Below are 13458 nucleotides of genomic sequence, written 5' to 3'. Positions count from 1 at the left end.
CTCCTGGGAATGAAGGCCGGGCGGCCTTCATTGGATGAACTGCCGCCGAAGCCCTGCGGAGGGATTTTTCTTGCAAGGGCGGGAAAACCGGGCTTACCCGGTTGGGCAAAAGATAAACTCTGCCGGATACAGGAAATTCCCTCCGGCAAACGGTGAAAAGTTAAAGTAGCACGGAAGAGGGCCTGCGGCGTTCCTTGCGCCCTTCGGGCGGCAAAAAAGTTGAAATCCACAGGAAACGCGGCCTCTTCTGACTGTCTTGCCGCTGTTTTTAGCTTCTTCCCGGGCTTTCTTCCGCTCTCGTAGGCCTGTTCCTGGGCGCTTTTGTTTCTTTTCCCCATTTTGTGATAGAACGTTTCCGGGAAACGGGTATATTTCCTGGAACGTCCGCGACGATGCGGCAATTTTCCCTACCACACATCCATGAGCACCAACCAACCACTGACCTCCCACGGCACCCACATCGCCTGGGTTGACTTCCTGCGCATCCTGGCCTGTTTTCTCGTTGTAGTGGCCCATTGCTGCGATCCGTTCGTAGGCAGTTTTGACGGCACCTTCAACTTTAAATCCGCCGTCTTCTGGGGCAGTCTGGTGCGGCCGTGCGTGCCGCTGTTCGCCATGATCTCCGGCGTGCTGCTCTTTCCCGTCACCATGGAAATGGGCGCTTTTTACTCCAAGCGCCTCAAAAGGGTGCTGATTCCGCTCGTCGTCTGGTCCCTGGTGCTTCCCTTGCTCTACTTCGGCTACTTTGCCGCGGGCGTGCATACGGCCAGCCCCAACATCGTGATGGACAACTACACCTGGAGCGCCACCGTTGGCAAGCTTTACACCTTTCTCTTCAACTTCAACTATGACACCACGCCCCTGTGGTACGTATACATGCTGGTGGGTCTCTACCTCTTCATGCCCATCATGAGCGCGTGGCTGACGCAGGCCAAAAGGAAGGATGTGAAAATCTTCCTGGGCATCTGGGTATTCAGCATGACTCTCCCCTACCTCCAGATGCTTGCCCCGGCGCTGGGCTATGAAGGCAATTACGGCAACATGGGCATTCTGGGCGTTTGCGACTGGAACCCGTACGGCATGTTCTATAACTTTGCCGGCTTCCTGGGGTACATGGTGCTGGCCCATTACCTGGCCAAATACCCGCTGGCCTGGAGCTGGAAAAAGATGCTCGCCATCACTGTTCCCCTCTTCCTGGTCGGCTTTGCCGTCACGTTCTTCGGCTTCCTGGAAACGCAGAAGCACTTCCCCGGCCAATATTCCAAGCTTGAGGTACTCTGGTACTTCTCCGGCATCAACGTCTTCCTGATGACCTTTGCCATCTTTGCCATCGTCAGCAGGCTCAGGATCAAGCCCAGCCCGGTGCTGGGCAAGGTGGCGGCGCTCACCTTCGGCGTGTACCTGTGCCACTTCTTCTTTGTCCAGTGTTCCTATGACTTCGTGAACTTCATTGGAATGGGGGGGCTCCCCGCCGCCGTGAAAATACCGTTGCTGGCCTGCCTGGCCTCCGCCGTCTCCCTGGCGCTGGTATGGCTGTTGAGCCTGAACAGGTGGACGCGCAAAAGCATTATGTAAACCGCGGATATTTTCCGCAGGGCGCTTCGGGACCACGGCAGTCCCGGGGCGCCTTTTCTTTTGTGGAAAAGAGAATAAGGCGGTTTCCGGGGAGGGGCCTGCAAAATTCTGGACGGGAAAGAGGGAACAGGCTAGGATATTCCTGCATCGTGCACAGGCCCTGGTTGCCGGAGATGTGGGCTTTTTAACGCATGAAAAGCGCGTCTCCCGGTCTCCCTTCCGCCAACCCCAAGCTCACAGAAAATTCCCGGGACACCGGCGATTTACGTAATCCGTTGGGGTTCTAATCTTGACAACTATCATCTCTTTTTTACGGCCTGGAATATGTGTGCCTCCATGGGAGGTTGGCGCAAAACACCCGTTGCGCTGTTGATACTCAAGCCATAGGCGTCCAGGCCGTCGCACTCTCACGAGTGCGTGGATTGAAACCAGCACTTCCGCCAGGGCCTCCTTGACGTCCTGGGTCGCACTCTCACGAGTGCGTGGATTGAAACGATGGACATGCCGATCTTTTCCTCGATTTCGTTTGTCGCACTCTCACGAGTGCGTGGATTGAAACGCCATGTCCTCCTTACTCTCGATTTTGACGCGGGTCGCACTCTCACGAGTGCGTGGATTGAAACTTCCCCCTCCGTGTACCGTGGAGGAAGTCGAAGCGTCGCACTCTCACGAGTGCGTGGATTGAAACCCTTGTCGTCCATCAGGTACCGGGCATGGGCGACGGTCGCACTCTCACGAGTGCGTGGATTGAAACTTTGCCGGTCGTGCCAAAAAGCTTGTCGTCCGCGGTCGCACTCTCACGAGTGCGTGGATTGAAACCGACGTAGGAAACCAACCCCGGATAGCAAATGAAGTCGCACTCTCACGAGTGCGTGGATTGAAACTTTGGCGGTGATGGCCTGTTTGGCTGGCGCGTTGGTCGCACTCTCACGAGTGCGTGGATTGAAACCCGTCTTGATTTACGCTCTTAATGGTGTTAATGTCGCACTCTCACGAGTGCGTGGATTGAAACTGAATTTCCGTCAGGGCTTGCTTGAATTCGGCGGGTCGCACTCTCACGAGTGCGTGGATTGAAACAGATAAATAACCCTCACAACAAAATAGCTTGCAGTGTCGCACTCTCACGAGTGCGTGGATTGAAACGGTGGACCTGTCCCAGTTCGGAGCAACGTTGCCGTCGCACTCTCACGAGTGCGTGGATTGAAACCGCCATTTGCTGCACGATAGGCAGCCCCAGCCCGGTCGCACTCTCACGAGTGCGTGGATTGAAACCGACGCCTGGATGGTCGCCAACGAAGTGATCGAGTCGCACTCTCACGAGTGCGTGGATTGAAACCCACTTCTAGACGAACTTTAATGCCTAAAAATAGGTCGCACTCTCACGAGTGCGTGGATTGAAACTATATACAATAAGACCGGGAACATCTTTGCTAATAGTCGCACTCTCACGAGTGCGTGGATTGAAACTCCGATCAGATCCCCTAAAATTTCTTCCGCAATTGTCGCACTCTCACGAGTGCGTGGATTGAAACCGGGTATTGAGGCACGGGAATTCCCGGAAACTGAGTCGCACTCTCACGAGTGCGTGGATTGAAACATGTTTTAGTGATTGTTGAGTAAGTTGTTTTTCAGTCGCACTCTCACGAGTGCGTGGATTGAAACATGTTTTAGTGATTGTTGAGTAAGTTGTTTTTCAGTCGCACTCTCACGAGTGCGTGGATTGAAACCAGAATGAGCAGGAAACATCCGATTTTGCGGAGAGTCGCACTCTCACGAGTGCGTGGATTGAAACCGGGAAGGTACGAACGGCCCTAAAGAAGAAGGAGTCGCACTCTCACGAGTGCGTGGATTGAAACTCGCTGGGTTTCAGCGGAGCGTGTTCGTCCTGCGGTCGCACTCTCACGAGTGCGTTAATTGAAAGTCCACATGTCTGCGCGGGGCGCAAGCCTCTCATGCACTGCTTCTTGAAAGAGGTGCAGACCAAAGCTTTATTTTCCGCAACCGTATCGTTTGGTGTTTGGTCTGTTCCCCTGTTATTTTAAGAAAGGACGGTAAGAATCCGTAGTGGAACGGGATGACGGCTCCCTTCCGTTTACCTCTCAGATTGGCATGGTTTGCAGCCTTTTAATGTCCGTCCGCGGCGGGTTGCCGAACATGCGCTTGTATTCCCGGTTGAATTGGGTAGGGCTTTCGTACCCAACGCGGAAGGAGGCGTTTCCTGCGTCCATGTTTTCCACAAGCATCAGGCGGCGGGCCTCATTGAGGCGGATGCGTTTCTGGAATTGAAGCGGGCTGATGGCCGTGAGGGTACGGAAGTGCTGGTGGAAGCTGGACGGGCTCATGCCGGCGCGGCTTGCCAGTTCCCCGATGCTCAACGGCTGGTCGAAGTGCTTTTTTATCCAGTCAATGGCTTTTGCTATCTGGCTGCTATGGCTTTCAGCCACGACGATCTGTCTCAGGCTCCCTCCCTGTTCGTCCATCAGGAGACGGTAATAGATTTCCTGCCGCACCAGGGGAAGGAAGACGGGGATGTCCGCGGGAGTTTCCAGCAGTTCCATCAGGCGTTCCACTGCATTGAGCAGGGCGGGAGTCATTTTGCTGATGCCGATGCCCCGGTCTGTGGGGCGTTCCGGACGCGTGGCCACGCTGTCGTGAAGCATCAGTTGGGAGATTTCCTGTAAATCCAGTTCCAGCGTCAATCCCAGGTAAGGTTTTTCCGGGCTGGCCTCCATGATTTTAGAGACGAGGGGAAGCTCCACGGAGGAAACAACAAAACTTTGCGCATCATATAGGTAGGCTTCGTCCCCCAGCAGGATCTGCTTGGTTCCTTGTGCGATCAGGCAAAGATGGGGGGAAAACATATAGCTGTGCGGTTCCGTGGGGGATTCCCAGCGGTGGAGCTCCAGCCCGGGAATGGCCGTGCTCACCTGGTGTTTCCCATCCGTCCAGCCTGCAATCATTCCGGCAAGGCGCAGCGGTTTCCGTTGACGGCAAGCAGGAGTTGGCAGGGAGGCGGACGTTTCCCCCTGTTCCTTTTCTTTTTCCTTCATGAAGGCTTCATGTTATTCAAGGCAGGGTGCGGGAGCAACTTCATTTTGTTTCATTTTGCAGGATCAGGCAATAATGCAGGAGGACCGGGCTACCTGTTTTTTCCTCTGCCTGTTAATATTGGCAGGGTCCGGTGGGAACGCCGGAACAATAAAACAGGAAGGAACAACCAATGAATACGAAATTTATCATCACCCGTAACGCCGGAATTCTGGCGGCAACCGCGCTGGGCGCTTTTGCCGTGTCCGGCAGCATGGCTTCTCCGGCGGACAAGCCCTCGGACGCGGACAATTTTTACAAGAGCGGCCGGGTCTCCCAGCAGGAGGTTAAGTTCAATAACCAGTATCGCATGAAGGTGGCCGGGAACCTGTTCCTGCCCAAGGACATGGATAAGGAGGCCAGGTGCCCCGCCATTATCGTGGGCCATCCCATGGGAGCGGTGAAGGAGCAGAGCGCGAACCTGTACGCCGCGAAGATGGCGGAACGGGGATTTGTGACGCTGGCCCTGGATTTACCGTTCTGGGGCGGGAGCGACGGAGAACCCAGGAATTCCGTTTCTCCGGATATGTATGCGGAGGCGTTCAGCGCGGCCGCGGATTATTTGGGCACGCGGCCTTTTGTGGACCGGGACCGCATCGGCGTGATCGGGATATGCGGCAGCGGCAGTTTTGCCATCAGCGCCGCCAAGATTGATCCCCGCCTGAAGGCCATTGCGACCGTCAGCATGTACGACATGGGGGCTGCCAGCCGGAACGGTCTCCGGAATTCGCAGACACCCGGTCAGAGAAAGAAGATTCTGGCGGAAGCGGCGGAGCAGCGGTATGTGGAGTTTTCCGGCGGACCCGTCAAGAATACCGGCGGGACCGTGCATGAACTTCGCGAAGATTCCAGTCCCATTGAGCGGGAGTTTTTTGAGTTCTACCGCACTCCCCGCGGCGAGTTTACTCCGGAGGGACAGTCGCCGGAGCTTACCACGCATCCGACGCTTGCCAGCAACGTGAAGTTCATGAATTTCTATCCGTTTTCCGATATTGAGACGATTTCTCCCCGCGCCCTGCTTTTCATCACCGGGGAGGAAGCTCATTCCAGGGAGTTCAGCGAAGACGCCTACAAGCGCGCCGCCGAGCCGAAGGAGCTTTACCGGGTGCCCAGGGCCGGGCATGTGGACCTGTACGACCGGGTGAATATGATCCCTTTTGACAAATTGACGGATTTTTTCAGTAAAAACCTGAAGTGAGGCCTGGTGCTGCCCGGGAGTATCACATGGAAGCTTTTTCCCGGTAATGTTCCCGGAGCACACGATTAGAGAACGGAAGGGAAGGTCTTATTGGGACCGTGTGAACGGGAGAGCCTCTTTTATTGCATCATTGGCAGAAGGCCATGGCGTACAAGAAGAGTAAGTGGATGGATTTTATTCAGGGTTCTCCGCTTTCCCGTTGCCGGGGCGCCCGGTAGTTCCCTGGGCGCGGAATGGTCCATGGATATTGTCACTTGAAGAATTGAAAAGAAAAACAGATGGATATATTGGAAAGAATGCGCCGGGGAGAGTTGATACGGTTGGACGATCCCGAGTACCCGGTCATAGAAGAGTTGATCACGAGGGCCTTCCGCATCACCGGAGAGTTGAATGCAGGCTACCATGATGCCGCAGAGACGCGGGCTGTCATGAGCGAATTGACGGGGGAGTTGATCGATGAAACGACTTGGATCGTGCCGCCTTTTTATACCGATTTCGGCCGTTTTACACGGTTCGGCAGGAACGCGTTCGTGAATTGCGGCTGCACGTTCATGGACCGTGGCGGAATCACGATTGGTGACGGCGTGCTGATCGGTCCGGGAGTGAAGCTGATTACGGAGAATCACGCGGAGGAACCGGAATTGCGCCGTCATGTTTATGGGCTCCCCATCGTGATAGGACGGAAGGCGTGGATAGGGGCCGGGGCTACCGTTTTGCCCGGCGTGACGGTGGGGGAAAATGCCATCGTGGCCGCCGGAGCCGTCGTCACCGGGGATGTTCCGGCCAACGCGATTGTAGGCGGCGTTCCGGCCCGGGTCATCAGGAATATCAGGCAATGACGATTCAGGGCGAGCAACGAAAAGGAGCCGCAGATCCCGGGAAATAACGGCGTTGAAATGCCCGTGGAGGGATTAAGGCGTTGACGGATGCCGGCGCCGTGATAAGAAATGGCGTGGACTCCGGTTGATTGATTTTACCTTTGCAGGGCTGAACGGAGAGGGGGCGGCTGCGGTTGTCCGCAGAGGCGGATTTTCCCGGAAGGTACTGTCGCCACACGGAAGGAGGACGGTTATGGCCTGGGCTATCGGCACCGGCAATTTTCAGCCTGAATAGTTCGGAGTACCTCTCCCGCCGTGCGGCTGCCGTTCGTGTGAAGAGCCGGGAGAAGTTCTTTTTCCGGAAGGAGCGGAGGGTTAAAGTTCACGGGAAAGAGGGGAAGTGCCGGAGGGTCGGCCTCCTGCCGAAGAGGGACGGAGAAGATTTTTTCAGGCAGGAGGCGGGGTGCCCCCGCAGCACGTATGACAGGACGGTTGCGCGGGTTTTTTGATGCCAGCATGCCCGGATGGGATGGGAGGTTGTTTTAAAATGCTTTCACCAGTAGCATGTTGAGTAATGTTTTAATGAGTGGTGTTTTGCGCCGCGCCGGGAGAAGGGGAGAAGAAGTTGGATGAGGCGGCCATGGGAAACGTCCTGATTCTTGAGCTTTTTTTCTCGCATGCTGTCAAAGGTTTATACAGCATGGAATTGTACGATCAGGTAGAAAGAATAGTTGATGATGGAACACTCAGTAATTTTTCCGGACCATCGGAAGGTTTGCGCCCTGGGGCAGGGAACCTGGAAGATGGGAAAATCCGCCTTGAGGGAAGCCGAAGAAGTAGAGGCGCTGCGTGCGGGCATTGAGCTTGGCATGAGCGTGGTTGACACGGCGGAGATGTATGGCAACGAGGAGTTGGTGGGAACGGCGATCCGCGGATTGCGCGACCGTGTTTTCCTGGTTACCAAGGTTCTGCCCGGCAACGCCAGCAGGACCGGAACCAAGGCCGCCTGCGAACGGAGCCTGAACAAGCTGCGGACGGATTACGTGGATTTGTTCCTGCTTCACTGGAGCGGTCCCCATCCCATTGAAGATACGGTTGCCTCCATGATTGAGCTGCAGCAGGAGGGTAAGATAAAGGCTTGGGGCGTCAGCAATATGGATGTTCCGGAAATGGAGCGTTTTTATGCCGTCCCGGGGGGAGTCTCCTGCGCCGCCAACCAGATTCTTTATAATCTGGCCCATCGCGGCGTGGAGTACGACCTGCTGCCGTGGTGCCGGGAGCGCCACATTCCCGTGATGGCCTATTCGCCTGCGGATGAAGGGCGGCTGTCCCGCAATCCGGTTCTGATGGAGATTGCGCAGAAGCATGAGGCCACCCCGGTGCAGATCGCGCTGGCCTGGATTCTGCGCCGCCCCGGAATGATTGCTATCCCCAAGGCCGGTTCCGTCATGCATGTTCAGGAGAATTACCGGAGCTTGTCCATTAAGCTGACTGCGGAGGATGTGGATTTGCTGGACGAGGCTTTTCCGCCTCCGGGCAGGAAGGTGCATCTGGATTCCTGGTGAGCCATGGTGCGGGCCGGCCCGCGGGCGAAACGGGACGCACGCATTTTTCCCGCATCATCAGGAGCGCCGCAAGCCCTTGCGTCAACTGGGGCGGAAGGGCGCCAGCGAACGGTTTTTAATACACGCGTGCCCTGTGGACATGATGGGGCATTGGCTTTTTTTGTTCATGGAGACCGGGGAATCGCCTGTGCGTCTCCGGAAGGGGACCTTCCGGAGATTTTTTCTACTTGAAATGGAAAAAGGAAGCAGGGAAAGGCGGCAAATCTCCGTGCCACATAGTGGAAAAGGGAGGAAAACACTCATGAACGGTGCATCAGAGGTGCTGCCATTTTCTGGTTCCAGCCTCTTCCGGTTGCGAAGAGGGTTTTAACGCAGCCGTAAAAAAGGCCGCCCTTCCGGAAATACGGTGTTCCGGGAAGGGCGGCCCATGGTGAGGGCGGGATAAAAAGCGTTACAGCGGCTGCGCGTCCGTCCTGGGTATCCAGACGGGCGTGTTCTGGAAGGTGCTGGCGTAGTACCAGGAGCCGCGTTCCGCGCGCAGGATGAGCGGGGTGGATTCCGGCAGGGTGATGACCGCCGGGCTGTTCATGTCCGCCGCGTGCCTGCCGGGCGTTTTCTGGGTGACGACCAGCAGCCGGTCCGCCGGGATGGATTCCGGGGTTTCCGGGTACATGATGTAGTTCATGATGGCCGCCACGGTGACCAGTCCGCTGAGGGTGGCCAGGATGGTCAGCAGCGCCCCGTGCCTGCGGGTGACGGTCAGGAGCGCCAGGAAGGTGAGCATGACGGCGCCGGACAGGATGGAGATGGGGCCGAGCGCATCATGGCTGATGTAAGTGAGCCACTGGTTTTCCGTGGTATTGGCGGGGAGGATGGCCCCCTCCTTGCGTTCGATGAATTGCAGGTTGTATCTGGCTTCCGTGAAGTACGGGGAGAGTTCCAGCGCGCGGCGGTAGTTGAGGGCGGCCAGACCGGGCTTGTTCATGCGGTAGTAGGAGTTGCCGATGCCGAAGCTGGCATAGGCGCGTTCCGACTTGGAGAGGTCCGTATCGTTGCTTTCCCTGCTGAAGTAGTCAATGGCCTTGGCGTATTCTCCCTGTTCATAGGCCTGCACGCCCAGGTTGTCCGTTTCCGCGGCGTTTCCGGCTGCTCCGGCCACGGACAGGGCCAGGACGGCGGCCATGATGAGCACGGGAAGCTTGGCGATGGCTTTTTTAATGGCCTGGAGCATGTGCTGGCGTTCCGCGTGCGGCAGTTCGTCCGAAGAGCCGGAGGGCTTGAACGCCCTGTCATCCCGGAGCTGAAGGATGGTTTTCATTTCTTCATTCTGCTTGGAAGGAGGAATGTAGGATTCGATGAAGTTGCCGGCGGCTCGCAGGAATTCCGTGGGACTGGCCTGGCGCGGCGTGGAGGCGAGCCTCCGGAAGGAACGCATGCGTTCCCGGGCCGTGAAGCTTTCCTTCTGGACTCTCCGGATGTAGCGGATCAGGGCCATGCCCAGCAGGACGACGGCGGGGATGTAGGCCAGGAAGTACCATCCCCAGTGGGCCGGAGCGGTGAGGGCGTTCATGACGGCGGCGGGCATGATCCCGTAAATGTCCGTCATTTCCGCTACCGGAATGGTGCCTGCCGGGGGCGGCGTGGCGGGAGCGGCTCCGCCGGCCGCCGTTCCGGTGATGGCGGAGGCCTTCCATTCCAGGGGAATGGGGGAGGTGGTTACGGTTTTGTACTGTTGCGTGCTGGGGTCAAAGAAGGTGAGTTCAAAGGGCGGGATGGCGTCCGTCTGGGCAATCGGACGCATCATTTGCTGGAATCCCACGGTTCCCTGGATGGAGCGCGTGTTCTGGCCCGGGTCCAGCTTGTTGGGCGGGTAAAGCTTCCAGTTGGAAGCGTCCGTGAGGGCCGGGCAGGCAATGCTGTGGATGTTGCCCGTGCCCGTCACCTTGATTTTAACGGTGATGGGTTCATTGGCGCTGAGGTCCCGGGCATCCGTGCTGGCGGAGATGCGGAAGTCCCCCACGGCGTTGGTGAAAGAGGCGGGCGCTCCCTCCGGGAGTTCCTGGGCCGTGATTTTCACTTCCGGAATGGACATTTCCACCAGTACCTCCGAGCGGATGAAGTTGGCGATGAGGGGGTCCGCTTCCGGCAGGGCGGCGCGTGCCGTGACAGTGCCCGCCGCCGTGACTTCCCCGGCGCGCAGCGGGAATAGAGTGCTCTGGAAGGTCATGACGTTCCAGTTGACGCCTTTATAGAGCACGGAGCCGCGGGGCTGGCCGCGGAGCAATTCCACCAGCGTGGGTTCAAAGCGCCATGTAGCCAGGTTGGAGGTGGTGATGGTGGGCGCCGTGTATTCCAGAATGTATTCCGGAGCATAAATTTTCAGTTCGCAGCGGTCCGGCTGGTGGACATAGGGCTTCTGGTTGTCCACATGCCACAGCATGCCGTACGGAACCGTAGTGCCGTTCAGGTTCAGCGTGTTCCACTTGATGGCGCTGTACGGGTAGACGGTCAGCGTCTGGGGAAGCGTGGTATAGGAGCGGCCGTTGTTGGCTTGCAGGGTCAGGGACGGGATTTCCACGGTGCCCACTTCGTCCGGAGTTACTTCAATAGCCATCAGGAAGGCGGACTGGTTGGGGGACCCCGGCCAGCGGATATAGTTGCCCTGGCTGACCCAGCGCAGGCTGGCGCCCTTCACCCTGGGAAGCGGGTCCTGGCGGGCGATGCTGCCGTCCGTCAGGATGATGAAGAGGCGGGTTTGTTCTCCCGGCACAACGGCGTCGGACAGCCAGGTGGTGACCACCTGCTGAGCCATGAGCGTGACGGTCATGCAGAAGAAGAGCGAAAGAATGGCGAGCAGTTTTTTCATCATGTTGCGGGATATGTTTGAAGGGTTGGCATCGTGGATGCGGGCGGAACGGGTTAATAATCCTTGTCCGGAGGAATTTCCGGCGAACGCTGGGGAACGGGGCAGCCGGGTTCAATGTCCCTGCGTTCCATCAGGATGGCTCTTGCCTCCCGGCGTTCCTTTTCCTCCTTGCTTTCCTTTTGCGTGGCTACCGGTACGGGCTTGTCCCCTTCCGGCTGCGGCTTGGGCTGCGGTTTTTCCATGCCGGGCGTTTCAGGCAGCTTGTCTTTTTCCGGAGAGGAGGGGAGCTGGGCGTTTTTCATTTCATTTTCGTCCCTCTTGTTTTCCTTGCCCGCGGCGTTATCCTTGTCTTGGTCCTTGTTCTGGTCCTTGTTCTGGTCCTTGTTCTGGTCCTTGTTCTGGTCCTTGTTCTGGTCCTTGTCTTGGTCCTTGTTCTGGTCCTTGTCTTGGTCCTTGTTCTGGTCCTTGTTCTGGTCCTTGTTCTGGTCCTTGTCTTGGTCCTTGTCTTGGTCCTTGTCTTGGTCCTTGTTCTGGTCCTTGTTCTGGTCCTTGTCTTGGTCCTTGTTCTGGTCCTTGTTCTGGTCCTTGTTCTGGTCCTTGTTCTGGTCCTTGTTCTGGTCCTTGTTCTGGTCCTTGTTCTGGTCCTTGTTCTGGTCCTTGTTCTGGTCCTTGTTCTGGTCCTTGTTCTGCTGCTCTTGTTGTTTTTTCTTTTCCTCTTCCAATTTCTTCTTTAATTCCTCCAACTGCTTGCGGTATTCGTCCAGAGATTTGTCATAACGGAGCATTTCCTCCTTGTTGGCGGCCGCTCCTTCATGGGAGCCGTAGGCGGAGAGGGCGTCGTCAAAGCGCTTGACGGCTTCCTTGACGTGTTCTTTCGCCACGGGTATTTTTGCCAGGCGGGCGTCAATTTCCTTGATCTGGTCATCAATGGAAGAGGGCTGCGCCTGCGGTTGTTCCCCTTCCGGCCGGGAGAAGATCATGGTTTTACGGGCCTGGGCGGCTTCCAGGTTGCCAAGGTTGAAGTGGGAATCCGCCTGAAGGGAGGCTTTGGGAGAAAGGAGCGCCTGGGAGAATGCTTCCGCGGCTTCCTTGGGGTTGTCCGCTTTTTGTTCCAGGCAGCCTTTGGCGAATTCCAGGGCCTGGCGCGTTTCTTCCGCCAGGTCCGGAACGGCGAGCATTTCATCAATGGCCTTGACGGCTTCCTCTGTCTTTCCCGTCCGGATCAGGTCCGTGACGTTGTCCAGGGCGCTCGTGTCCGCGCGCGCTTCCGTGCCCAGCAGTCCGGCGCAGAGCAGGGTTGCGGCGGCCAGGGCGGTCATGCCGCGGCGTCCGGAACGGCGGAAGGAGCGCCAGCGGGTACCCGCCAGAAGAGTGAGGAGCAGGCAGATGAGGGCCGGAACGGCAAAGATGACGTAGCGGTCGTTCGGCACGCGGCGCACTTCCTCCCGGCCTTCCGTGATGTCCAGGCGGTCCGCGATGTCCCTGACGAAGCGGTTCAGCGCCGCTCCGTCGGAGAGCTGCACATACTGGCCGTCCGTCTGCCGGGCCAGGTATTGCAGGCTTTCCGGATTGAGCTTGGAGACGACATGCTGGCCGCGGCGGTCCCGGTACAGGCCGGAGGGGGATTGCTCATCCGGAATGGTGGTGCCGATGGTGGTGCCGATGCCCGCCGTTACGATGATGAGCTGGTGCTGCCTGGCGGCTTCCGCCGTCTTGTAAGTGATGTTGACGGTGTCTTCCCCGTCGCTGAGGATGACCAGGGCGTTTTTGGCGTCCGCCTCCTTGTCCCGCTTGAAGGTCTGGAGGGCCAGCCGGACGACGTTTTCCAGATTGGTGCCTCCCTGGGAGACCCAGCCGAATTGAAGCTGTTCGATGGTTTCCTTCAGCGCGTTGTGGTCATGGGTAAGGGGCATGAGCAGGACGGCGTCCCCGGAGAAGATGATGATGCCGAAGTTGTCCCCCGGCAGGGCGTCCAGCAGGTCGTAGGCGGCGGTTTTAGCCCTTCCCAGGCGGGTGGGGGAGGCGTCCTTGCTGAGCATGGAGCGGGAGCAGTCAATGGCGATGAGGATATTGCGCGATTTGGGAATCTCCTTTACCTCCGTGTAGCCGTCCACCGGACGCGCGATGGAGAGGATGGCGAAGATGGAAGCCAGCACGGCAAAGATGACGGGGAGCACCCGGTGCCAGGTGGCCGGAGCGTGAACCAGCTCCTGCCGGTATTCCGGGGAGACGAGCACTTCCCATTTTCTGGAACGGCGGCGCCACAGCCACCAGGCCGCCGCCGCGAGCAGGGCCGGGAGGATGAGCGCGTACAGAACGTTGGGATAAAGGAAGGTCATGGCGGGAAAG

Annotated in this window: 7 protein-coding genes and 1 CRISPR repeat array; of the genes, 4 read left to right on the top strand and 3 right to left on the bottom strand. The window is 57.7% G+C overall.

Going from position 1 to position 13458, the window contains the following annotated elements; genetic code table 11:
- Positions 1 to 420: 420 nt before the first annotated feature.
- Positions 421 to 1575: an acyltransferase gene (locus P8A25_RS06245; RefSeq protein WP_022395957.1), complete on the top strand. Its 1155-nt coding sequence runs from the start codon at positions 421 to 423 to the stop codon at positions 1573 to 1575.
- 398 nt (positions 1576 to 1973) lie between these two features.
- Positions 1974 to 3496: a CRISPR direct-repeat array (repeat unit 31 nt; unit sequence GTCGCACTCTCACGAGTGCGTGGATTGAAAC).
- A gap of 178 nt (positions 3497 to 3674) precedes the next feature.
- Here P8A25_RS06245 and P8A25_RS06240 read toward each other — a convergent pair.
- The gene (locus P8A25_RS06240) at positions 3675 to 4535 is read right to left on the bottom strand and encodes an AraC family transcriptional regulator N-terminal domain-containing protein (RefSeq protein WP_404838802.1); all 861 of its coding nucleotides are present in this window, start codon (positions 4533 to 4535) and stop codon (positions 3675 to 3677) included.
- Between the two features lie 260 nt (positions 4536 to 4795).
- Here P8A25_RS06240 and P8A25_RS06235 point away from each other — a divergent pair, with 260 nt between their 5' ends.
- The 3 genes from P8A25_RS06235 to P8A25_RS06225 all read left to right on the top strand — a co-directional run bounded on the left by P8A25_RS06235 (position 4796) and on the right by P8A25_RS06225 (position 8243).
- Positions 4796 to 5860: an alpha/beta hydrolase gene (locus P8A25_RS06235; RefSeq protein ID WP_215442655.1), complete on the top strand. Its 1065-nt coding sequence runs from the start codon at positions 4796 to 4798 to the stop codon at positions 5858 to 5860.
- Between the two features lie 278 nt (positions 5861 to 6138).
- The gene (locus P8A25_RS06230; RefSeq protein WP_022397217.1) at positions 6139 to 6699 is read left to right on the top strand and encodes a sugar O-acetyltransferase; all 561 of its coding nucleotides are present in this window, start codon (positions 6139 to 6141) and stop codon (positions 6697 to 6699) included.
- 713 nt (positions 6700 to 7412) lie between these two features.
- Complete coding sequence (locus tag P8A25_RS06225; RefSeq protein ID WP_215442656.1) at positions 7413 to 8243, top strand: aldo/keto reductase; 831 nt, start codon at positions 7413 to 7415, stop codon at positions 8241 to 8243.
- Positions 8244 to 8694: 451 nt separating this feature from the next.
- Here P8A25_RS06225 and P8A25_RS06220 read toward each other — a convergent pair whose 3' ends face one another.
- Positions 8695 to 11112, bottom strand: coding sequence for a tetratricopeptide repeat protein (locus tag P8A25_RS06220; RefSeq protein ID WP_404838796.1), 2418 nt, complete (start codon positions 11110 to 11112; stop codon positions 8695 to 8697).
- 50 nt (positions 11113 to 11162) lie between these two features.
- Entirely contained in the window at positions 11163 to 13448 is a 2286-nt protein-coding gene (locus P8A25_RS06215; protein ID WP_404838795.1) for a vWA domain-containing protein, read from the bottom strand.
- Positions 13449 to 13458: the final 10 nt, after the last annotated feature.

Origin of the sequence: Akkermansia sp. BCRC 18949 (assembly GCF_045011645.1) — a bacterium.
Classification (GTDB): domain Bacteria; phylum Verrucomicrobiota; class Verrucomicrobiia; order Verrucomicrobiales; family Akkermansiaceae; genus Akkermansia; species Akkermansia massiliensis.
This window is presented reverse-complemented; position numbering and strand designations above follow the sequence as displayed.

Excerpts from the sequence above, each read along its gene's own strand:
- P8A25_RS06245 (WP_022395957.1), top strand. The coding sequence starts at position 421 with ATGAGCACCAACCAACCACTGACCTCCCACGGCACCCACATCGCCTGG.
- P8A25_RS06240 (WP_404838802.1), bottom strand. The coding sequence starts at position 4,535 with ATGATTGCAGGCTGGACGGATGGGAAACACCAGGTGAGCACGGCCATT.
- P8A25_RS06235 (WP_215442655.1), top strand. The coding sequence starts at position 4,796 with ATGAATACGAAATTTATCATCACCCGTAACGCCGGAATTCTGGCGGCA.
- P8A25_RS06230 (WP_022397217.1), top strand. The coding sequence starts at position 6,139 with ATGGATATATTGGAAAGAATGCGCCGGGGAGAGTTGATACGGTTGGAC.
- P8A25_RS06225 (WP_215442656.1), top strand. The coding sequence starts at position 7,413 with ATGATGGAACACTCAGTAATTTTTCCGGACCATCGGAAGGTTTGCGCC.
- P8A25_RS06220 (WP_404838796.1), bottom strand. The coding sequence starts at position 11,112 with ATGATGAAAAAACTGCTCGCCATTCTTTCGCTCTTCTTCTGCATGACC.
- P8A25_RS06215 (WP_404838795.1), bottom strand. The coding sequence starts at position 13,448 with ATGACCTTCCTTTATCCCAACGTTCTGTACGCGCTCATCCTCCCGGCC.